The sequence below is a fragment of the bacterium genome (assembly GCA_021372535.1).
Taxonomy (GTDB): Bacteria; Latescibacterota; Latescibacteria; order Latescibacterales; family Latescibacteraceae; genus JAFGMP01.
The window spans coordinates 1-20819 of sequence record JAJFUH010000131.1; the positions used below are offsets into that span (position 1 = coordinate 1).

19 protein-coding genes and 1 pseudogene are annotated in these 20819 nt (G+C 50.4%); 18 read left to right on the forward strand and 2 right to left on the reverse strand.

Going from position 1 to position 20819, the window contains the following annotated elements; genetic code table 11:
* The 4 genes from LLG96_12050 to LLG96_12065 form a co-directional block, all read left to right on the forward strand.
* The coding region (locus LLG96_12050) for a CGGC domain-containing protein (GenBank protein ID MCE5250943.1) at positions 1–181 on the forward strand (181 nt) is incomplete at its 5' end.
* 136 nt (positions 182–317) lie between these two features.
* Positions 318–833 carry an N-acetyltransferase gene (locus tag LLG96_12055; GenBank protein ID MCE5250944.1) on the forward strand — a complete coding sequence of 172 codons (516 nt, stop codon included), beginning with the start codon at positions 318–320 and terminating at the stop codon, positions 831–833.
* A gap of 406 nt (positions 834–1239) precedes the next feature.
* Positions 1240–2319: a ribosome small subunit-dependent GTPase A gene (gene rsgA / locus LLG96_12060; GenBank protein MCE5250945.1), complete on the forward strand. Its 1080-nt coding sequence runs from the start codon at positions 1240–1242 to the stop codon at positions 2317–2319.
* A 39-nt stretch (positions 2320–2358) separates the two neighbouring features.
* Positions 2359–2787 carry an ACT domain-containing protein gene (locus LLG96_12065; GenBank protein MCE5250946.1) on the forward strand — a complete coding sequence of 143 codons (429 nt, stop codon included), beginning with the start codon at positions 2359–2361 and terminating at the stop codon, positions 2785–2787.
* Positions 2788–2799: 12 nt separating this feature from the next.
* Here the strand turns inward: LLG96_12065 and LLG96_12070 are convergent, their stop codons facing one another.
* Positions 2800–4062, reverse strand: a complete 1263-nt coding sequence (locus tag LLG96_12070; GenBank protein MCE5250947.1) for a DEAD/DEAH box helicase — start codon at positions 4060–4062, stop codon at positions 2800–2802.
* A 567-nt stretch (positions 4063–4629) separates the two neighbouring features.
* Between LLG96_12070 and LLG96_12075 the strand changes: the two are divergent.
* The 9 genes and pseudogenes from LLG96_12075 to LLG96_12115 all read left to right on the forward strand — a co-directional run bounded on the left by LLG96_12075 (position 4630) and on the right by LLG96_12115 (position 14839).
* Positions 4630–4740: pseudogene (locus tag LLG96_12075) on the forward strand (endonuclease domain-containing protein).
* Between the two features lie 190 nt (positions 4741–4930).
* Complete coding sequence (locus LLG96_12080) at positions 4931–5578, forward strand: VOC family protein (protein ID MCE5250948.1); 648 nt, start codon at positions 4931–4933, stop codon at positions 5576–5578.
* A 75-nt stretch (positions 5579–5653) separates the two neighbouring features.
* Positions 5654–6178: a DinB family protein gene (locus tag LLG96_12085; GenBank protein ID MCE5250949.1), complete on the forward strand. Its 525-nt coding sequence runs from the start codon at positions 5654–5656 to the stop codon at positions 6176–6178.
* A 169-nt stretch (positions 6179–6347) separates the two neighbouring features.
* Positions 6348–7103 (forward strand): hypothetical protein, encoded by a 756-nt coding sequence (locus LLG96_12090; GenBank protein ID MCE5250950.1) that lies wholly within the window; start codon positions 6348–6350, stop codon positions 7101–7103.
* Positions 7104–7276: 173 nt separating this feature from the next.
* Positions 7277–10480 (forward strand): PAS domain S-box protein, encoded by a 3204-nt coding sequence (locus LLG96_12095; GenBank protein ID MCE5250951.1) that lies wholly within the window; start codon positions 7277–7279, stop codon positions 10478–10480.
* A 233-nt stretch (positions 10481–10713) separates the two neighbouring features.
* Positions 10714–11676: a CPBP family intramembrane metalloprotease gene (locus LLG96_12100; protein ID MCE5250952.1), complete on the forward strand. Its 963-nt coding sequence runs from the start codon at positions 10714–10716 to the stop codon at positions 11674–11676.
* A 466-nt stretch (positions 11677–12142) separates the two neighbouring features.
* Positions 12143–13246: an inositol-3-phosphate synthase gene (locus tag LLG96_12105; protein ID MCE5250953.1), complete on the forward strand. Its 1104-nt coding sequence runs from the start codon at positions 12143–12145 to the stop codon at positions 13244–13246.
* A gap of 155 nt (positions 13247–13401) precedes the next feature.
* Positions 13402–13974 (forward strand): DUF4202 domain-containing protein, encoded by a 573-nt coding sequence (locus tag LLG96_12110; GenBank protein MCE5250954.1) that lies wholly within the window; start codon positions 13402–13404, stop codon positions 13972–13974.
* Between the two features lie 277 nt (positions 13975–14251).
* Positions 14252–14839 (forward strand): hypothetical protein, encoded by a 588-nt coding sequence (locus tag LLG96_12115; protein ID MCE5250955.1) that lies wholly within the window; start codon positions 14252–14254, stop codon positions 14837–14839.
* Between the two features lie 244 nt (positions 14840–15083).
* Here LLG96_12115 and LLG96_12120 read toward each other — a convergent pair whose 3' ends face one another.
* On the reverse strand, positions 15084–15947 hold the full coding sequence (locus tag LLG96_12120) for a pentapeptide repeat-containing protein (protein ID MCE5250956.1): 864 nt from the start codon (positions 15945–15947) through the stop codon (positions 15084–15086).
* A 705-nt stretch (positions 15948–16652) separates the two neighbouring features.
* On the opposite strand from LLG96_12120, the gene LLG96_12125 reads away from it, so the two are divergent.
* The 5 genes from LLG96_12125 (at position 16653) to LLG96_12145 (ending at position 20388) form a co-directional block, all read left to right on the forward strand.
* Positions 16653–17411, forward strand: coding sequence for an SDR family oxidoreductase (locus LLG96_12125; protein ID MCE5250957.1), 759 nt, complete (start codon positions 16653–16655; stop codon positions 17409–17411).
* A gap of 139 nt (positions 17412–17550) precedes the next feature.
* The gene (locus LLG96_12130) at positions 17551–18252 is read left to right on the forward strand and encodes a hypothetical protein (protein MCE5250958.1); all 702 of its coding nucleotides are present in this window, start codon (positions 17551–17553) and stop codon (positions 18250–18252) included.
* Between the two features lie 71 nt (positions 18253–18323).
* The gene (locus LLG96_12135; protein ID MCE5250959.1) at positions 18324–19151 is read left to right on the forward strand and encodes a ThuA domain-containing protein; all 828 of its coding nucleotides are present in this window, start codon (positions 18324–18326) and stop codon (positions 19149–19151) included.
* Positions 19152–19324: 173 nt separating this feature from the next.
* Positions 19325–19909: a hypothetical protein gene (locus tag LLG96_12140; protein MCE5250960.1), complete on the forward strand. Its 585-nt coding sequence runs from the start codon at positions 19325–19327 to the stop codon at positions 19907–19909.
* 260 nt (positions 19910–20169) lie between these two features.
* A complete protein-coding gene (locus LLG96_12145; GenBank protein MCE5250961.1) occupies positions 20170–20388 on the forward strand; it encodes a hypothetical protein in 219 nt (72 codons plus the stop codon).
* Positions 20389–20819: the final 431 nt, after the last annotated feature.

Genomic DNA, 20819 nt, shown 5'->3' on the forward strand with positions numbered 1-20819 from the left:
AAACCGGGTGATCGTTCAGTTCTCCTCATGCATCTCAAAAGACAATTACCACGGGCCGCAGTGTCCGCATCTGGACTACCTGAAGACGCTTGTCGGGAAGCTGGGGCTGGACTTGAGAGAGGGCACCGCCATAAGCCAGAAGGCTGAAGAAAAACGCCGGGCGGGAATCTATAAAGGGTAATGAAAACAAGCGGACAACGGTTTTGTCCGGAAGAGAAGAAGGAAATAAAACCGCTCATAAAAACGGGCGGCCCCTGTCCGGATGATTGTTCAAAATAATACGATAATATGTTATAAAAATCATAAGGAAGAAATCGATGGTTGAAATCCGCGAAGAAAAAAAGAATGATTACGATAGTGTGCGCATCGTCAACGACCGCGCGTTCGGTCGGCCCCATGAAGGCCGTATTGTCGACAATATCCGTGAATCGTGCAGCGAGACAGTGTCCCTCGTGGCGGTCTCGGATCGTGAAATAGTCGGGCATATATTTTTCAGCCCGGCGATAATTGAAATCCCGTCCGGCCTGATCAAGGGCATGGGACTTGGCCCGCTGGCCGTGCTGCCGGAATTTCAGAACCGCGGTGTCGGATCGATGCTCGTCACCGAGAGCATCCGCATCATGAAAAAGATGGAATATCCGTTTGTGATGGTGGTCGGCCATGAAAACTATTATCCCCGGTTCGGTTTTGGACGGGCATCGAGCCATGGGTTGAAAAGCCAGTGGGAGTGTGTGCCGGATAATGTTTTCATGGTGATGATACTCGATGAGCCGGTCATGAAAGACGTTTCCGGAACCATACGGTGCAGGGATGAGTTTGATGCGGCTCTGTAACCCGGGCTTGTCTGAAAATGCATCTGCGGTTCACGGAGCAGAAGCCCCGGCCCGGCGCCGGGAGTTTCTGTAACGCTGTCATTCCCGAATCTTTTATCGGGAATCCATATACATCCTGCATACATTTTTCCCTTCTTTCGCGTGCGAGAGAGAGGGGATGTCGCAAAGCGTCAGGGGTGAATAACAGGTGATACCCTGAGTTCACTCCGGGGTGGTTCATTGCCACTGAAGACAGTATTAATAATCCGTTGTGTCTCTTTGTGCCTTTGTGTCTTCGTGGTGAAATATATCCGCGATTGATTCGGGTCGGGAGTTTGCAGTCTGTATGCAACAACAGTCACAATTTCGGTTGAAATGTGATTCATGAAATGAACCTTTATATAACGATAAAGAGAGAGAAACGATAATGGAATTAAAGAATCTGGGATTCAGCAGCTGGTTCATGGAGAGATACGGGGACTCGCGGCAGGACGGCTATAGTTTTGCCCGTGTCATCGCTGTCAATAAATCCAATTATGTAATAAGAAACGAAAAAGCGGAGATTACGGCGGAAGTTACCGGGAAAATCATATATGGCGCCGAATCGAATCTTGATTTCCCGGCAACAGGTGACTGGGTGCGTGTACAGTATTTCGATGATGATTCCTTTGCCGTCATCCACGAAATACTGCCCAGAAAATCGCTCCTGAAACGGAAAATGGCCGGTAAAAAAATCGATTATCAGCTGATAGCCTCCAATATCGATACCGCGTTCATTGTCCAAACGAACGATTTCGATTTCAACATACCGAGACTCGAGCGCTATCTGACCATGGTGCATGAAAGTGACATTAAACCGGTTATCGTGCTCAGTAAACGTGATTTGATCTCCCCGGAACAACTGGAAAGAAATATAGCGGCGATCAGAAGCATGAATCATGACTATGAAATATTCGCTTTCAGCAACAAGACCGGTGAAGGCCTGAACGAGCTTAAGGGCTCTATCAGGGCCGGTGAAACATATTGCCTTCTCGGATCGTCCGGTGTCGGGAAAACGACGCTGATCAACAGCATTATCGGCCAGGATGTCTATGCAACGAGCGAAGTCAGTAAAAAGGACGGGAAAGGCAGGCATATAACCTCGCGCCGTCAGCTGATAGTTCTTGACCGGGGCGGGATGATCATCGATACACCCGGAATGAGGGAGCTCGGTAATTTCGGAGTCGATACGGGAATTAATGAAACGTTCGGCGATATTGTCGCCCTGACGGAAACATGCCGTTTCAAGAATTGCACACACATCAGCGAACCCGGATGTTCGGTTCTGGAGGCGGTTGAAAAAGGAGAATTGAGCGCGAAACGGTATCAGAATTATATGAAATTACGTAAAGAGTCGGAATATTATGAGATGTCATATCTCGATAAACGGAAGAAAGACAAAAAGTTCGGGAAATTCTGTAAGGATGCGCTGAAAAACCTGAAAAAGGCGAGAAGTCTGGACTACTGAGTATGATGGCGGGCACTATGAAGATATGTGAAAAAGACCATGACCGGTGAACGAGAGTTGTCGAGGCTCCTTGCGGCTATGAAGCCGGAGCTTCGCGATGGTGAGTTCGTATTCTGCGCTGTCACGCCCGAGGCACTCGAAGAACTGTGCATCGAGCCTGTCGGATGGTTTCGCGAGCGTGAGGGGATTACCCTGATCGTTGAAAGAAACGCCGCGGACAGCGCAGGTCTGAAATACGGATGCGTGATGAGAATGATCACCCTTACGGTACATTCAGTCCTGGAGGCTGTCGGATTTCTTGCCGCGATAACGAAAAGGCTGGCCGAGGCCGGAATCAGTGTGAATCCGGTTTCGGCCTTCTATCATGATCACCTGTTCGTGCCGTCCGAAAAAGCCCCGGCAGCGCTGAAGATGCTCGACGAGCTCATGAGCGGCGCCGGACAGCCTGAGGATAAGCCAGTCACCTGACCGGCCGTATCGTTATCGGATGCCGCGCCTGACCATGAGGTTTTTCTGCCTGGTTTTTCGGCGGCCCCGTGGTCTTCCGGGCATCGCGGGAACGATGGACGATGATGACTTCCGTTCGAGGAGTGCAGCTATGGAGGCGGAGTGGAAGGGATGGTCTATGACTGCGGTCAACGGGCACTTGGTCAGTTTCTCGATCTCACGAAGCAATTTTATTTCCTCGGCATTACAGAATGACAGTGCTATACCGGCAGCTCCGGCGCGGGCAGTCCGCCCGATCCTGTGTACATAGCTTTCCGGATCCTCCGGCATTTCGTAGTTGATAACATGCGAGATTCCCTCCACATCGATCCCCCGCGAGACAATATCGGTCGCGACGAGCACCTTGATTTTGCCGTGATCGAACGCCGAAAGCGCGCGTTGACGGGCGTTCTGGCTCTTGTTCGAGTGGATGGCATCGGCTGAGATACCGTGGTTCATGAGCTGACGCATGAGATGATCGGCCCGGTGTTTTGTGCGGGCGAAAACCAGAGCTCTGCTGACATTCTTGTCTTTCAGAATGCCGGCGAGGAGTTCGCGTTTATTCATCTGCTCGACGAAGAGGACCTTCTGCTCGATGTTTACGGATACGGAAGCGGCAGGGGAAACCTCCACTTTCGACGGATTCCGGAGCATGTCGGAGGCGAGGTTGGCAATCTCCCCCGTCAATGTAGCCGAGAAAAACAACGTCTGCCGGTCCCTGGGAAGTTCGGACACGATTTTCCGGACATCGTTGATAAATCCCATGTCCAGCATACGGTCCGCCTCATCGAGGACGAGCATTTTAATCCGGTCGAGACGGATATATCCCTGATTGTGCAGATCGAGCAGCCGTCCCGGAGTCGCGACAAGAATGTCGGGATTTTTCCGGAGAGCCCTGATCTGTGAAGCCGCAGGCACTCCCCCGAGGACCACGGTCGTTCGCAGCTTGAGGTAACGGCCATAGGTACGGAGACTCTCCTCGATCTGCAGCGCGAGCTCACGGGTGGGGGTAAGAATTAAAGCACGGATGTGCCTGGAACCGCCCGGCTCCTGCTCATGCAGTATCTGCAGCATCGGGAGGGCAAACGCCGCTGTTTTTCCGGTGCCGGTCTGCGCGGTGGCGAGAAGGTCATTGCCCGCAAGCACCTCCGGAATGGCCGCCTGCTGAACGGGTGTCGGATTTTGATACCCCTGCTCCGATAACGCGCGGAGAATGGGTTCATTGAGTGAAAGATTTTTGAAATGATCGGAATGCATAATGCTCCTGTCTTGTTGCCCGAGATAAACGGCGGTGAAGTCTCGTATGTGCACTCAAGATGGGGCATGATGCCGAGAAGTAACGCAGAAAATCATCGGAAGGTTACCGAAAAACGTGGATTAACGGGGGATAATATAACAGGAAGTTCACCATTATGCAAGAGAAATAAAAAAGACGGCCGTTTTCAGCGGCATGGCAATATTAAATCTGCCCGGGAAAAGATGAAAAATGACGCTTGATTTATTATTGAATGGGTAAGTATTATTTATGGTATACTATAATAGTGTCGGTTGATTTTTTAAGTAGCCCCCTTTCTGTCACTTCGTGACATTCTTCCCCCTCAAGGGGGCAGGACATAACTGCAAGCGCCATAATATGTTGCCCCCTCCGGGGGAAACAGGCGCGTAAGCGCCGAAGGGGGCTGTTGTAAAGAATAAGAGACAGTGTATCGAAAATTGTGGAGATTCATTTAAAAACCATAGCGTTTTCAATACATTATGACGTTTGATATGAAACATAACCGGGCGCTATTGGTACACTATATATAAATACTCAAGGGGTAATCGGTAAAATTTAGAAAACAGCACCCTATAGGCCTGTATATCGTCGATTTTTTCTGCCCTGAACGGGCGCTCATAATCGAAATAGATGGAGACTCTCGTTTTACTAATGATGCTTTAAAAATCTTGTGATAAAGTCTGTATGTGTGGATATAAGCTGTCAAGGGTCGGCATTCAGTGCCGATCCCCGATTAATGATTCGGGGACAAGCTTACATGCCCTTGACAGCACCGAAACAATACATTTCATTATCGGGCTCGTGAAAAATATACTTTTTCACAGCCCTCTTAATATAGGAGGGAAATTCATGGTACGTGCGCACCTGGATCATATCGTCATAGCCGCGGAGACGCTTGAACAGGGTGTAGAGTATGTCGGAGGGATTCTGGGAGTCGAGCCTTACGGCGGCGGAAAACATGTCGCCCAGGGCACGCACAATAAGGTGCTCAGGCTCGATGACAAGCGTTATCTGGAAGTGATAGCGATCGATCCCGAGGGACGGAAACCGGATTTTCCGCGTTGGTTCGATCTTGATTCCGCGCGCCTCCGGAGCGAGCTGAAAATAAAACCCCGTCTCATAACATGGGTGGCGCGGACGGACGATATCGACGGGCTGCTCGGTCAGTGTCCGCTTTCGCTCGGGTCGGTCAGGCCCATGAGCAGGGGGCAGCTCAACTGGAAGATAACCTGCACTAAAGACGGGTCGATGCCCGGCGGCGGAGTCATCCCGCCCATAATTCAATGGGACACGCCGATCCATCCGACCGCAAATATGAACGATTCGGGATGCTCTTTAATCAGGCTTGAGGGATTCCATACGGATACTGAATATATTACAAAGATTTTACAGTCTCTCGGGCTCGAAAACGATATAACCATCAACCGGGTAAGCACCACAAACGGTATCGGCATGAGGGCACATATTGAAACCCCGGGCGGAATCAAGGTTTTATAGTGCGTTTCTGCCCGCTTCATGAATCCCGGATAGCGGCATACCGGGCTGGATAATCACTAATCACAGGGGGTGTATATGAACTGGACAGAATTGCTGAAAGTCGAGACCGAGCACAATTACAAGGTCGCCGAGGGGCTTCTCGATCTGGTCGATAACGACAGGCTTGACTGGAAACCCTCGACCGGAAGCAACTGGATGACCACCGGCCAGCTGATCTTCCACATTGTCAGTGCATGCGGCGCAGGGTTCAAGGGATTCGTTACCGGAGACTGGGGTTTTCAGCCGGGAACCGATGCAGACGCTATTCCTCCCGAGGAGATGCTGTTGCCCGCCGAAAAGCTTCCGAAAATCGGCAGCATTGCCGAGGCGAAAAAACTTCTTCGTGAGGACAGGCTCCTTGCGCTTGACATGCTCGGTAAATGTTCGGAAAAGGATTTAGCCGAAAAAATCGCTCCGGCGCCCTGGGATCAGGAAAAGACAGTCCTCGGACACCGTCTCCTCCAGATGGTCGAACATCTCGGTTCCCACAAAAGCCAGCTATTCTACTATCTGAAGCTCCAGGGCAAGCCTGTTCACACCGGTCACCTGTGGGGTATGTAGATATTGCTCCGGCGGATAAATAATAATACCAATAGCTTGAATAGATGCCGAAACAAGTTCGGCATGACGTCATCCGATGTCACTGTTTATTCGCCGAAGCGATAATTCAACCGGAGTATTCATAGAACACGGATTCACAAGGACTTACATGAATTGGGAGGATTAACGAATGGCTCGAGCACGGTCAGGACGTCTTGTGATTCTTTCCGGCCCGTCATGCGTCGGGAAAAGCCCGCTGTACAAGGCCCTCGTCAGATTTCACCCGGAGCTGACAGAAGCTCTCCGGCCCCTTGTCCTCTACAACAGCCGTGCTCCGCGGCCCGGCGAACGGGACGGCGTGGATTACTACTTCCGCACCCGCGGGCAGGTGGAAGCCCTCAAAGAAAAGGAACAGTTCGTTGTCATCGATGTCCGGGGCGATCTTCAGGCGCTTGACCTGCAGGAACTGACCGGGCAGCTCGGAAACGGTGATGTGCTCTTCGAGGGGAACCCGTTTGTGGGGCGAACGCTTCAGACACATCCGCAGCTGGCGAACATAGCGAAATCAGGTGTTTTCATGTCTCCGCTGTCACGGGAGGAGATCGTGTTTCTGAAAGCACCGGAGCGCAATGTCTCGCTTTCCGGGCTTATCACCGATGTCATGAGGCGGAAGTTACTCCGCAGGACACGGCGGCAGAAGGGCGAGCTTTCCCTCGGGGATCTCGAAAACATCGAAAAACGCGCATCGAGCGCATATGGCGAGCTGAAGGAAGCCCGCTACTTCGAATATGTGATTCCGAACCATGACGGCGAGGACAGCGAGAACTGGGACGCGTTCTATTACCCGCTGGGGGATGCACGGAAAGCTCTCCTGGCGTTTGTTTCGCTTCTCGAGGGAACTGAGCCGGCCTGTGCCGAGCGGTGGGAACATGACCTGATTCCGTAGCGTTTTTTTTCTGTGGAGCCGGTTATGATACGGGTGTTTGCAGGTGAGAAGTCCCCTGAAAGTATAGATAAAATCAGTGCTAATCATGGAACTTGATTTACCCGAAAAGTATTACTATACTTGAATAATTATCTTTAACAGTCGATTATACCTGTTTTTCAGGAGATACGTGAATGTCAGTCCAATCCCCGAATGGCAAACCGCGCAAAGACCGTACAAAAGCCGCGATGGGAAATCCCCGGACACCCGACCGGGAATTAAGTCTGTTCCGGGAACTTTTGGAAATCGTTTGCAAAAACCGTTTACCTGGCGAAACCTACCCGTTGTTACTCGCAGAAATCTCATCTTTCACCGGTTTTCCCATATGTTTCATCGAGTTGTATGACGAAAAGAAGCAGGTCATGACATTTGAGGCTGTGTATGGGATCGATTCATACACCGGAACGGAAGCATACAAGATACCGCTCGATAAAACCCTGTCGGGCGAGGCTGTCCGCACAGGTAAACCGGTGGTAGGCACCCGGGGGGAAGGGACTGCCTGGTACGCTTCTAATTTGTATAAAAATATCGATATTAAAACGCACATCTGCTTTCCTTTATTGACCGATAATCATGTTACACGCGTTCTCCACCTCGCTCACTGTGAAACCGTTGAATATGACAGCCGGTTTTTCGAATGGTTCCGGACTGTAGCTGAATGTATCGGGCTTATAACAGACCATGTCAAGATGGTGGAACGGTCAAGGGAAGATCGGGAAAAGCTGAGTAGTTTTATTGAAAACTCGCAGTTCGGTATTTTCAGAAGCTCGCTTGATGGCCGTATTTTGTATGCAAATAAAGCTATCACCAGTATTTTCGGTTATTCTGCCGAGGAGGCATTGAAAATCACCGATTCTGGTCACCAGTTATTCATTGCTCCCGAACGCCGCGCTGAAATTATAAACGCTATAATCCACAATACCGGAAAGACAACGTTTGAGACCGATTTCAGGAAAAAAGACGGCACCATTTTCACGGTGAATCTCCATATCACTCCTATTCGCGATACGGATGGGAATGTGCTTTATCTGGAGGGTTTTGTCGAGGACATCGGTGAACGGAAAAAAGCCGAGAGGGCTCTTCAGGAAAGCGAAAAAAAGTACCGCCTTCTCTTCAGCGAGATGATCAATGGCTTTGCCCTCTGTGAGATTATAATCGGGCCTGATGGCAAACCCTGTGATTTCCGCTACCTCGATGTCAATCCCGGTTACGAGCGCCAGATGGGGCTCGAGAGGGGCAAGGTTGTCGGCAAAACGGGGTCGGAGTTATTTCCGAACAACGACCCTTTCTGGCTCGATGTATACAGCAGGGTTGCATTGACCGGTCAGCCGATGAGCTTCGAACGGTATGGGAAAATTGCGGACAAATACTTTGAAGTCAATGCATTCTGCCCGGAAAAGGGAAAATTTGCCATTACCTTTACCGATATCACCGAACGGCATAAAGTGCAGGCAGCGCTCAGGGAGAGTGAGGAGAAGTACCGGAAACTCTATAACGGGATGGTCGTCGGTTTTTCGCTTTTGGATGTTATTCCTGGCCGCGAGGATAGTCATGACGGATATATTTTTATCGAGGTGAATCCCGGATTCGAGCGTTCGACGGGGATTGAAGCGAAAAATGTTGTTGGCAGAACAGCGGGAGAAGTTTTTCCGAAAGCACACCATGAATGGGTGGAACATTTCAAAAATGTCTTAGCGACGGGAATGTTGGAGCATTTCGAGATAATGGCCGAAAGCCTGAAAAGATTTTACGATGTGACCGCCTTCAAAATGGAAAACAGGCTCGCCGTGACCTTCAGCGATATATCGGAGCGGAAAATTGCGGAAGATGCGCTCAGGGAATCCGAAAGCCGGTATAGAATCCTGTTCGAGAGCGCCGGCGATGTGATCGTCATTCACGATTATGACGGCAGGATTCTGGATATCAACCGTATGGCAGGTGAAAAACTGGGATATGGTTATGATGATCTGATTTCCATGAGCGTATGGGATTTATCCGCCGAGGGGGAGCTGCGGTACGGCGGGCTGGAGGAACAGCTTATCTCGAAAGGATATGTCTTTTATGAGTGGGAGTGTATTCGTCAGGACGGAAAGGAAATATCCTTTGAGGTCAACGCCCGTCTGATAGAATTCAGGGGAATAAAGGCCGTGCTCGGAATAGCCCGCGATATTACACAGCGCAAGCTCCTTGAAAAACAGTATGTTCAGGCCCAGAAAATGGAAGTCATGGCCCGTCTTGCCGGGGGCGTGGCCCATGATTTCAATAATGTTCTCACCGCGATTTTAGGGTATGCGGATCTTGCCGCGCTTGAGCTCAGCGAGGAAAATCCGGCGTACGATGATATCAGCGAGATGAAAAAAACCGCGGAGCGCGCCATCAGCCTCACCCGGCAGCTCCTCGCGTTCTCACGGCACCAGATGATCGAGCCGAAAGTAATAAACGTTAATACGGTTATCAGTAACATGGACAGTATGCTCCGCCGTCTCATCGGGGAGGATGTCGAGCTTCTGACCATACCGAAACAGAACCTGTGGGCGGTGAAGATCGATCCCGGCCAGTTGGAACAGGTGCTGACCAATCTTGTCATCAACGCCCGTGATGCCATGACAAACGGCGGTACTGTGATAATCGAGACCGACAATATACTGCTCGATGGGGAGTATGCGAACACTCATGCGGAAGTTGTTCCCGGAGAGTATGTTCAGATAACGGTGAGCGATACCGGCATGGGTATGAACGAGGAAGTGATGAGCCAGATATTCGAGCCTTTTTATACGACAAAGGAGAAGGATAAAGGAACCGGCCTGGGGCTTTCAACCTGCTATGGAATCGTAAAACAGAATAAAGGTCATATCTTTGTATACAGCGAGGTCGGTCTCGGCTCGACCTTCAAGGTCTATTTACCGCGGGCCGAAGGTGTCCCTGAAAACGACGGGAATCTGAGCGATATGCATTTTCTGCCCGGAGGGAAAGAAACCATACTGATTGTGGAGGATGAATCTTCGGTCCGTAAAATGGTTGCCCGGATTCTGTCAGACCTCGGTTATACGATTATCGAGGCCTCGAACGGTGAAGAAGCGCTCGATGTTGCCGGACAGCACAGTCTGGAAAAGATCAATCTGCTTCTCACCGATGTTGTGATGCCGCAGATGGGAGGGATTGAGCTTTCCGAGAATATACGACGGTTGAATCCGTCCATGAAAATTCTGTTTGTTTCGGGATATACGGGCGACACCATGTTCCAGCGCCGTTTTTTCGAGGGGGACATTCAGTTTCTGCAGAAACCTTTCTCCGTGGATAAGCTCGCCACAAAAATCCGCGAGATACTCGATTCCTGACCTTGTGCCGTACGGATTCCCGCGAGGATTTTCCACGGATTGTCCCATGAACTGCCCCGGAGCATGGCGGTGAAGTATTGAAGATGACCCGCTCGCTGCCACCGACGTGCTGCGTGTCCCCTCTTTTAAAGAGTCGCTGTGGTATAAGGAAGAGAAGGGAAGTGGGTTACGGTGATACATGCGGTAACGGTCAAATTCGGGTACAAACACAAAAGATGAAGGAGAAGACCGCGATGGCACCAGATGTTAAGAAAATTCTGACCTTTGTCGGGCTGACCTACCTGTTCTGCTGGCTCCTTATCGGTGTATATGCAATATCCGGCGGTGAATGGGTCAGCGGGAAAACCGCTCCGGTTGCTTTGCTTTTTTCATGGATTCCAGGGCTGGTCGCCATCGGACTCCAGAAATACCTGTACAAGGACAGGGAGCCGGTCATGAGCAGGCTTTCCATACGGTTCCGGCCCAACCGCTGGTTTTTCGTGGCGGCGGCGATTCCTGCTGTTGCGGCGCTCGCCACCAACGAGGTTGGACTCATGCTGCCCTGGCACGAGTACTCTCCCGATATGGCCGGCTTTTACCGTATGCTGGAAAAAACCCTGTCTCCCGAGAAAATCGAGCAGGTGCGGATGTTTTATGACCGTCTGCCGTTCTCCGTATTCTGGTTTTCATTTGTCACCGGTATCGTCGGGGGAGTAACTATCAGCGCACTGTTTACCCTCGGCGAGGAAATCGGATGGCGGGGATTTGTTCAGAAACAGTTTTCGGCGCTGGGTTTCTGGAAATCATCGCTCCTCACCGGATTTCTCTGGGGCGTATGGTATGTGCCGACCGTGCTCATGGGCCAGTATTACGACGATCACCGCGGTTACGGTGCGGGTATGATGATCGTGTTCTGCCTTCTCCTCGCGCCGCTGCTCAATTATATCAGGCTCAAGTCAGGTTCCGTCGCCGCCGCCTCGATATTTCACGGGACATTGAAAAGCCTTGTGGCTGTTCCCATGATCATGGTCGAGGGCGGGAATGACCTGACCCTCGGATTTACCGGGCTTGCCGGATTCATCGTGCTCTTTGTCGCCAACCTGCTCGTTGCCGGGTTCGACCGGTTTGTTTCCGATCAGCCGGTGATTTTCCCCGTTGCCGAGGCTGCTGATGAGGTCGCGAATGAATCCGGAGAGGAGGAAGAAAAGACCTCATGACTGATTTCGGACATTGCGACAGCTTGTAATACCGGTTGTCATATAGTGCATGTTTTCACACAGATAAGATGAATAATTGGTTTTAACCGGAAACACATGAAAAGTACTCAACCATGTTAAAATACAGGACAGAATATATTAACCTCCGGTTCGGGCGGGAAATGCTGGTAACAAAATTCTCATAAAATGACTTTATTTCGTGCAAAATCTGTTGCCATTCAAGGTGTTGTTATATATATTGATTGCTCAAAGTGCCGTATAACAGGGTTTAATTCAGAAATATCCAATACTTAATCTATTATGCGCAGGTTTTCTTTTGATTTGTAGTTCCGCAAAAAAGCCTGTTGACGAATAATAGATTATTTTTCTATTTTGGCTGTTGTTGATTTTCTTTCATAAATTTATTATTCTTATAGAAATACAAAAAATATGATCAATGATTTAAAGTATAATATTGGAGGGGGTCATGGAGAAGATCAGGATTGCAATTACCGGAATCGGTAATTGCGCTAGTTCATTAATCCAGGGGATATCCTATTATAAAGACAAAAAGGAAGAGGATGTCACCGGATTAATGCACTGGAACCTCGGTGGCTATAAGCCCTGTGACATAGAGGTTGTCGCCGCCTTAGACATCGATAAAAGAAAAGTGGGAAAGGATGTGAACGAAGCGATTTTTTCGCTTCCCAACAACACAAAGGTATTCTGCGGGAATATCCCGAAAACCGGTGTCGCGGTGCAGATGGGCAGGGTGTTGGACGGTGTTTCCCCCCACATGCGGAATTATGACGATAAATATACGTTTGTAGTGAGCGACAAGAAAGAGCCTTCCAAAAAGGATGTAGTCAGGATACTGAAAGAGTCGAAAGCTGAGATGCTGCTCAATTATCTTCCGGTAGGATCGGAAGAAGCGGTGAAGTTTTATGCCGAATGCGCCCTCGAGGCGGAAATCGGATTTCAGAACAACATGCCGGTTTTTATTGCAAGCAATACCGAGTGGGCTGCAAAATTCAAGGCGAAAAATATACCCATTATTGGAGATGACATAAAGGCGCAGCTTGGCGCCACCATCACGCACCGTGTCCTTGCGGACCTGTTCAACAAACGCGGTGTGAAGCTCGACAGAACCTACCAGCTCAATACGGGCGGTAATACCGACTTTCTGAATATGCTCAATTCCGAACGGCTGAAATCGAAACGGGTGTCGAAAACCGAGGCGGTGCAGTCTGTGCTCGGAAAACGTCTCGATCCGGAGAACATACATATCGGCCCGAGCGATTTTGTTCCCTGGCAGAAGGATAACAAGGTGTGTTTCCTCAGAATGGAAGGCAGGCTTTTCGGCGATGTTCCCATGAACCTCGAGCTGAGGCTTTCGGTGGAGGATTCCCCGAATTCCGCCGGGGTGGGCATCGATGCGATCAGATGCCTCAAGCTTGCGCTCAACAGGGGCAAAGGCGGTGTGCTCTATTCGCCCTCGTCATTTTTCATGAAACACCCGCCAAAGCAGTATACCGATGAAGAAGCATACCGCATGACCGAGGATTTCATCGCCGGAAAACGTGAGGACTGACAGCGGTTTTTGTAGATAACCGGCGGATTCCTCAGGCTTGCTGATAAATTTTCTCCGTCATCAGGGCCGGAGTCAGGATACGAACCGGCAGGGATTGATTGGGGGCAGGATAGAGGTATTATACTGTAATCCCATTATACAGGGGTTGACCGAACATGAAAAATGACCACATCGAAAAGGTGAAGAAGAGGATCAATGAGCTTGTCGTTCAGTCTCCTTATCCTGAGGAGCCGTTTCATTCGATCAATACGCTCGAATGGCTTCTCAAACTCGCTCCCGATGCGGACATGGCTCTCCAGATAGCCGCGCTCGGCCACGATATCGAACGGTCGGTGGAGGGCAGAAAGGTGAAAGCCGCGAATTTCTCGACCTTCGATGAGTACATGGAGGCGCACGCCCTGAACAGCGCGGAGATTCTCACCGAAATCATGGAGGAATGCGGGGTCGATCAGGAATTGACCGAAGAGGTCGCTTTCCTGGTGAGCCGTCACGAGACCGGTGGAGGCGAACGTCTCGATTTTCTCGTGAACGCCGATGTGCTTTCATTTTTCCAGGTATGCCTTCCGCTCTATTATGACCGTAAGGGAACCGAGCTCACCAAAAAACGGATGGTGTGGGGGTACAAGAAGCTTTCAAAGGAATTACGCAGGAAGGTTTCCGAAATCGAGTTTCTCGATGAGGAGCTCCGAAACCTCGTCGAGGAGACGGTCGGATTCGGGGAAGGATAGGAGTGCGTTTTTCCGGTTTATTGAGGATTGCTGAGATTTTTCGATAAGCGAGTATGACAATGTGATTTTCCCAATGCCCGATCTTCCGGCGAAACGGTGAGATGCAGACACACCCGGGAATACCGTGATTGGGCTTTTCGTATTTATGGATACGAGGAGGTGAATGCCTTCCGATTGGAATCGGGGTAGGAATTATCCCTGTATTGATCAAGACCGGGCGTTTATGTAAGTTTTTTTACTGTTCACAAATGGAAACCAGAAAAGGGGAGGGTTTGTCATGAAGCGGATTGTCATTGCATTAACGATTCTTGCAACGCTGGGACTTATGGTTGTGATTTGCGGATGCGGCGGCATCGATGAGGTCACCGCCCGTCAGATCGCCCGTGAAGAGGCCACCAATGCGGCCACCAAGGCAATCACGGACTATGCCAAGGCGTTTGCCCCCCAGAAATTCGGGTTCGGCGTATCCTGGGAAAAAGAATTTTCCTATGCCCAGGGTGTAAAAACCGGGAATATGATTTTTGTCGCCGGTCAGCTTGCCCATGGTCAGAAAGTTGACGAGAAGGGGATGCCCGAGTTCATGATGGGCGATTTCGAGCAGCAGTACCGCGCAACCCTCGAAAACATCAAGGCAGTGCTCGCCAATTACGGCGCCACCATGGACGATGTCGTATTTCTCCAGAATTTTGTCGTCCCCAAGACACGGACCGGGAAAAAAGCCGGCGACTACAATCCGATCGCCGCGAAACTCGTGAGCGAGTATTTCCCCAAGGGACTCCATGCGATGACCTTTGTCGAGGTAGTGAGTCTGTATGGTCCCGATCAGCTGGTAGAATCGAACGCGATTGCGGTTGTCAGCAAATAACGCTTTTTTTTGTGTGACAGATGGTTGTACTCCGCCGGCCCTGAATGAGCCGGCGGTTTTTTTTGGTCGAGCGCTCATCGTGGGCAGAAGAAGGGGAGGGGATTTTTCACCGCCCTCATGAAGTAAAGAAGGATAAAAAGGTATAGAGTTGAGGGCAGGAGAGAGGAGACAATGGTTACGCAGGGTATTTTCGGACTATAGACCGTCATTGTAATGGAGGAATGCTTAAAACGTGCGGACAGTTTCAGACAGGGTAGCTTTTGTAGCGCAGGCGCCACCGCTGGATCGTGTTCCATGTCCGGGCCAGTGAATAGTAGGGGCTGAACAGGAATCGTGCGGTTTTCGAGCGGTTGGCCGCAATTCCGGGCGCGCGGTGTCCGAAGGAGATGCTTCTCCCCGAAAAGTTCATATCGCTGAAATATCCGAATCCCGAGAAACGGGCATCGTCAAAGACGGCTTCAGTGTGGAACCGGGTTTTGGTGAACAGGGCTTTCCCGTTGAAATGAACGCAACGGAAGTCGGCTTCGTCAATGAAGACAGCCCTGCTGAAATCGACATCGTCAAGGAAACATGCGTGATCGAACCGTGCCGATGTAAAGTGTGTTTTCCTGAAATTCGCCTGGCCGGTGAAATGGGCATGGCTGAACATGGGGGGCAGGAGGAACTGTGACTTGACGAACGATGCTTTGCCTGAAAATCCGGCATGATCGAATTTCGCGAACCAGATAAAAAACGCCTTGTTGAACAGCGCATCCCCGGCGAACCTGACGCCCGTGAAATCGGCCTGTGCAAACCGTATGTTTTCAAAAGAAGCATCACGGACAAAGAGAGCGTTTGAAAAGTCGGCTTTCCCCGAAACATCGAGACTGCTCAGGTTGACCTGGCCGGGAAAGATGAATCCGGCGCATTCGAGGGATTCGATGGTTTTCGAACCAGCCGATGAGTTGTTCAGAAACGCTTCCCACGCCTCCTTGAACACCTTCTCCTTCATATCAATCAGAGGCGAATGGAAGATACAGAAGGGTTTCTGGTCGGTGCCGGAGGTGCCTGAGGGCTGCCAGGCGCTCCATGAACACCCCTTGTAGGAGCATTTTTTATAGTGGACCATACGCCGTTCACCTCGTTAATGTAATTGAACAGAATAATCTCTCAGAGAATGTATCTTTTTACAATATATACAATAATACAGTACCGCGCAAGAAAAAAATCAATGTTGAAGAATGGTAACTTGCATATTATAAACAAGATGCATGAAAATAATCATATGTGCACAACAATAGAGAAAGGAATGAATTTCAACAAATAAATGCTCACAGGGGCAGTTTATTTGAAAATATCTCATTGATAGTGTCTGTTATCATGTTGTGTGGCATATATATGTATATATTATATCAAGTAATGTATTACTTAAAGTGTTTTTTTATTTGCCTGAGAGAGGAATACTTAATTCTGTGCATAATATCATTCAAACCCTGCGGAGGGCTGGGAAAGAATAAAAAGAATTTTCACTTTTTTACGGCGGGATTTTATAAAAATTTTTAAGCGGAAACCGGCCGGGTGACCAAAGAACGGGCGATTCCGCGCGCGGATGCTTTCGTGGCCTTTTTACCCCGACGGTGGAACCCGGAGACTTTTTTTGCTTTGAGCAATTCGTTATTTGTGGTAATTTTATAAGGCAGGTGAAAATGATTTACTTTCTTTACCCCTTGAAATGACCTGAACACGGTGCCTCGTATGAACAGGCCGGTCTGAAAAGGACACAACAACCGCAGTGAATCACATGAATGTATAACCCACAAGGAAGAGATGTACCATGAACATTGACCTTTCCGGAATGAAAATCCTTGTCACCGGCGCAAGCAGCGGTATCGGGGAAGCCATCTCACGGGAGCTGGGCGCCGCGGGTGCCACGGTTGCCGTACATTACAACAAGAACGCCGAAAGCGCCCATTCGCTCGTTAAGGAGATCGGTCACGGCGCCCATGCGTTCCGCGCCGACCTCTCGGTACCCGAGGAATGCAGCCGTCTGTTCCTCGATGTCCTCGAAAAATTCGAAACCATCGATGTCCTCGTCAACAACGCGGGAATCATCATCAGCTCGCCGCTCGATTCTCCGGCTGCACAGTGGATGGAGGCCTGGAACACGACTGTCATGGTGAATCTCACCGCTGCCGGGATACTCTGCCGCGCGGCTGTCAACCATTTCATCGATTTCGGCGGCGGGCGCATCGTCAACATCGCATCGCGTGCCGCGTTCCGCGGGGATACGCCGGATGACCGTGCATATGCCGCATCGAATGGCGGCATGGTCGCCATGAGCCGTTCCATCGCCCGCGCCTACGGAAAGAACAATATCAAGTCGTTCGTGGTTGCCCCCGGCTTCGTGAGAACCGGTATGGCGCGTCAGTTCATCAGCCAGTACGGCGAGAGCATCGTGATGGACGATATCGCCCTCGACCGTCTCACCGAGCCCGAAGATGTTGCCCCGACCGTGGTGTTCCTCGCGAGCGGTTTTATGGATCATGCCACCGGGTGCACGATCGATATCAATGCGGGCAGTTATGTGAGATAATGGTATATGGTATATGGTTTATAGTTTATGGTCGATAGTTTATGGTTTGTGGTTTGCAGTTGGTCGATAATGGATATGTTGGATTAAACCTGTCCGGTGCTCTGTGAGTATCCGGGAAGGGAGACCGAGGAAAAGTGTCATGAAAAAAATGCTGCTTACAGCCGCCGTCGCCGTCCTCTGTTCCGGGTGTGTGGAGTATACCGAGGAGATATGGTTCAACGAAGACATGTCCGGAAAAATCCGGATGGACATCGTGATCGATGAAAAGCTCGCCGCCCTTTCCGAGCAGGAGGGGCGTACGGACAATGTTTTCTCCGAGACAGGTATCCGTAACCGCTTCAGCAACATCGAGGGAGTGAAGCTCATCGAGGCAGGAGCCCGCACCGAAGGGGAGAAACGGGTCTCGGCCTGTACGCTCATGTTCGAATCGCTCGATGCGCTCGGTAGGATATCGAACGCGAAGAAAGAAACCAATTTCCTCGGGGATTTTTACATTGCGCACGGTGACAGCGGCCGTGTCGCCTACACACGCACGATAGTCATGAGCGATGACGCGAAAAGCCAGCTCGTTGATCAGGTGCTCAAGGGATATACCTGGTCCTACACCGTCCACTTCCCCGGTAAAATTCTCGGAGTCGACCGTACGGCGAATTTCATCGACAAGGACACCAACACGGTCACCTGGGTGTATTCGCTCGCCGACCTGACAAAAAAGCCGCGCACCATGAAAGTTGTATTCACTCCGCGGACCCATATCGACTATAAGGCGATCACGGTCGCGGGTATTGTGTTTGTGATCTTTTTTTTCGTGACATTCAGGTTTATGAAGAAAATGAGGTAGTTTCCGCCCGGCATTGAAATACCGTCTGTTTCAGCATATCAGCTAACCTTTCATATAAGGAGGAGTTATTCATGCGTACCGCTTCTCATCCGACACGAAGGACCATGCTCAAAACGGGCATAGCCGCGCTTGGCGCATCGACTTTATCATACCATGCTTTCGCCGCTCCGAAAAAACCGGGAGAGACCCGTGTCCTGTTCCTCGTCGGCGATTACTGGCATAACGGCGTTGCGCAGGAATCCCACTGGCGCAATGTTCTGAATCCCGCCGGCTGGCATCTCATGTTCGCCCAGTCGAGCCAGTTTGTGACTCCGGAAGCCCTCAGCCAGGCCGACCTGTTCGTCGTTGCGCGCTATGACGGGCCCGATTCCCTCGGCTGGATACCGCAAGGAGTCATCGATGACCGTCCCGCGCCTGCGCCCTGGATGACCCCTGAGCAGGAAGATGCAATCGTGGAGAACGTCCGCCGCGGTATGGGCCTTCTCTCCATGCACTGCTCGATCTGGAACCCGGAGCGGACAAAATACATGGATATCCTTGGAGTGAAAAAGCCCCTCATGCACGGCCCTGTACAGCCGGTAAAGATTCACAGCATCAATCCCGACCATCCCATTACGAAGGGTATCGGGAATTTCGACATCAGCCTCGATGAGAATTTCGGCGCCGAGCTCGACGAGAGCCGGGTGACGCTTCTCTACAAGTCCACCGGGCAGCAGGACAAGCGCACCGACAATGCCGCCTGGTGCCGTGACGAGGGCGAGGGAGCGGTCGTGGCGCTCCTTTTCGGGCACATTCCCCAGCCGTTTCATACTGCGGAGGTCAAGTACCTCATGTGGAATTCCGCCCACTGGGCGATGAACCGTGATATCCCGGCGGCGGAATTCAAGGTCGGGTATTGAAAAGCGACTGTCCGCGGTGAGGTGCTGTGTCGCGCTCGTCGCGCTGACGCTCTGATGCATCGAAGCGGGAGCCGGCGGGAACATTTTAGTGGGTGCGGGGTCAATAGAATGTAGTATATTGTATAATGCAACCATGTGAGTAATGACATACGGATAATAAAAAGGGGCGTATCATGTTCGGTAAGATTTCCTGTTGTTTCCTTCTCCTGACTGCCGTGTTCGCCGGTGGATATACTCTGGTTTACGGAGCTCCGACGGCAGAAAAAAAATCGCAGCCGTTACAGACCTCGACCATTGTCGAGACCCAGCGTGTTCCGTTCGAGGGGGACGGTTTTTCCATAAAACTCCCCGTAGGATGGGTGTCCCAGCGTAAAGACATGCCGAAATTCACCGTTTTCACCTGCGCCGAACCGGGAAAAAGGGTTGAAACAAAACTGCAGACCAGCATTACGGTCATGTTCGGCAAACGTGAGAAGGAGCACGACGATGATTTTCTCGCAAATGTTCTCAAGGGGATCGCGGCATCCGATATAATCGAACGCGGGACATTCAATGCCCTCAAGAACAAGGAGAAAATCGAGGGAGAATGGATTCACTATCTCCAGCACCTCAAGGACGGTTCGAGCGGGCATGTAACGGTATATCTGCTGACCGACAGCGTCACAGCCTATATCATCCTCTGTTTTGCACCGAAAGCTCAGTATGAAACGTACAAGGACATGTTCCGAGAGGTCGGCGGCAGCCTTGTGATCAAGTAATACGGAAACATGAGCCCTTCCGACAATCCTCAAGAATGAATCGGCGGTTTCCTGCCTGCAGAAACATGTCTGCCTGAATTCCCGATGAGTCTTTTCCGTCACGGGCCTTCGTTTCAATGGAGACGGGGAATTCGTGCGCGTATTTTATGTAATCGTGCATTATATAATAAATATTGCTTGACAGATATTCTATTAAATGATACATTATTTGCTGTATAATGTTCCATTTTATGATATTTTCCTGTATCCGGAGGTGAACGATGAAAGGCGAAACCAAAGCACAGCGCTTCAGGCGTGTCGCGGAAAAACGTGTTCAGCGGGTGCTCGACAGTATAAGAAGTTTACGGCAGTGTTCCAACAGGAGGATGTACGAATGGAACGACGATCAGTTACAGAAAATCTGGTCTGCAATAGACAGGGAGATGGAAAGATGCAGAGCCGGTTTCGAACATGCGAAACCGGATGAGTTTACGTTGTGAATATCAATCGCGAGCGGTATTAAGCCGATCTGCTCGCAACTTCATAATGGAATGCGGATTTACGCGGATCGGACGGATTTACGCGGATTTGTTTTTCGTGACGGACCGATGTACCATTGCAGGGTAATGCATGAATTACCCAGAGTAGTGTTTTGGTAGTGATATTTTTACGAATAATCCGCATGACCTTGTTTGGTCACAACGAGTCATGAAAATGCATGTTCAGTTAAATATTGAGCTTTTCTCCGTGCTCTCCGTGTCTCCGCGGTTAAATATTTATGAATATTTTCCAGTAGTGTCCGGTTAAAATTGCTATAAATATTTGAAAAATCTTGTAAATAGGGCTTTTACCGGCATGTGTATTGTTTTTGATTTGGTTATTGCCCCTTTTCTCAACCCGAACTCACCCCTCAATCCCCTCTCTTGCCTCA

Bases quoted from the DNA above. Each gene is read 5' to 3' on its own strand.
- LLG96_12065 (MCE5250946.1), top strand. From the start codon at position 2,359: ATGACCGGTGAACGAGAGTTGTCGAGGCTCCTTGCGGCTATGAAGCCG.
- LLG96_12135 (MCE5250959.1), top strand. From the start codon at position 18,324: ATGCGTACCGCTTCTCATCCGACACGAAGGACCATGCTCAAAACGGGC.
- LLG96_12115 (MCE5250955.1), top strand. From the start codon at position 14,252: ATGAAGCGGATTGTCATTGCATTAACGATTCTTGCAACGCTGGGACTT.
- LLG96_12105 (MCE5250953.1), top strand. From the start codon at position 12,143: ATGGAGAAGATCAGGATTGCAATTACCGGAATCGGTAATTGCGCTAGT.
- LLG96_12110 (MCE5250954.1), top strand. From the start codon at position 13,402: ATGAAAAATGACCACATCGAAAAGGTGAAGAAGAGGATCAATGAGCTT.
- LLG96_12100 (MCE5250952.1), top strand. From the start codon at position 10,714: ATGGCACCAGATGTTAAGAAAATTCTGACCTTTGTCGGGCTGACCTAC.
- LLG96_12125 (MCE5250957.1), top strand. From the start codon at position 16,653: ATGAACATTGACCTTTCCGGAATGAAAATCCTTGTCACCGGCGCAAGC.
- LLG96_12085 (MCE5250949.1), top strand. From the start codon at position 5,654: ATGAACTGGACAGAATTGCTGAAAGTCGAGACCGAGCACAATTACAAG.
- LLG96_12095 (MCE5250951.1), top strand. From the start codon at position 7,277: ATGTCAGTCCAATCCCCGAATGGCAAACCGCGCAAAGACCGTACAAAA.
- LLG96_12080 (MCE5250948.1), top strand. From the start codon at position 4,931: ATGGTACGTGCGCACCTGGATCATATCGTCATAGCCGCGGAGACGCTT.
- rsgA (MCE5250945.1), top strand. From the start codon at position 1,240: ATGGAATTAAAGAATCTGGGATTCAGCAGCTGGTTCATGGAGAGATAC.
- LLG96_12140 (MCE5250960.1), top strand. From the start codon at position 19,325: ATGTTCGGTAAGATTTCCTGTTGTTTCCTTCTCCTGACTGCCGTGTTC.
- LLG96_12090 (MCE5250950.1), top strand. From the start codon at position 6,348: ATGGCTCGAGCACGGTCAGGACGTCTTGTGATTCTTTCCGGCCCGTCA.
- LLG96_12145 (MCE5250961.1), top strand. From the start codon at position 20,170: ATGAAAGGCGAAACCAAAGCACAGCGCTTCAGGCGTGTCGCGGAAAAA.
- LLG96_12070 (MCE5250947.1), bottom strand. From the start codon at position 4,062: ATGCATTCCGATCATTTCAAAAATCTTTCACTCAATGAACCCATTCTC.
- LLG96_12120 (MCE5250956.1), bottom strand. From the start codon at position 15,947: ATGGTCCACTATAAAAAATGCTCCTACAAGGGGTGTTCATGGAGCGCC.
- LLG96_12055 (MCE5250944.1), top strand. From the start codon at position 318: ATGGTTGAAATCCGCGAAGAAAAAAAGAATGATTACGATAGTGTGCGC.
- LLG96_12130 (MCE5250958.1), top strand. From the start codon at position 17,551: ATGAAAAAAATGCTGCTTACAGCCGCCGTCGCCGTCCTCTGTTCCGGG.